Genomic DNA, 416 nt, shown 5'->3' with positions numbered 1-416 from the left:
ACCGTATATCGCACACCCAATGAGGTTGATGGCGCGATTTCTCGCGTCCGGTCAGGAACAGAATGCGATCATCGCGGCGCTTCATGATGTTGTCGAAGACTCTGATTGGACGATCGAAGATCTGCGCCGAGAGGGTTTCACCGAGAATGTCGTGTCGGCGGTCGACGCACTCACTCGACGCGATGGTGAAGAGTACATCACTTTCGTGCGTCGGGCCGGCCGCCATCCACAAGGCCGGTCCGTGAAGGAAGCCGACCTGTTGGACAATATGGACGAGGTGCGACTGTCGAAAGTGCGTGATCGTGACCGCCTGATGCGGAAATATGCCGCCGGCCTTCGTGCGCTCAACGAAACGCCACTTATCCCCTGATGCGTCTCAAATCAGCGCGCGGCGCCGGTCAAACGCAGGCCATTAG

General features: G+C 58.4%; 1 protein-coding gene. It reads left to right on the top strand.

Annotation, left to right across the window (positions count from 1 at the left end; genetic code table 11):
* A partial coding sequence (locus tag AB4Y92_RS26100; protein WP_441822263.1) for a hypothetical protein occupies positions 1-370 on the top strand: 370 nt, incomplete at its 5' end.
* Between the last annotated feature and the right edge of the window lie 46 nt (positions 371-416).

Source organism: Lysobacter sp. TAB13, from assembly GCF_052113885.1.
Classification (GTDB): domain Bacteria; phylum Pseudomonadota; class Gammaproteobacteria; order Xanthomonadales; family Xanthomonadaceae; genus Lysobacter; species Lysobacter gummosus.
Note: the sequence above shows the minus strand (reverse complement) of the source record. Positions and strands in the feature narration are given on the sequence as shown.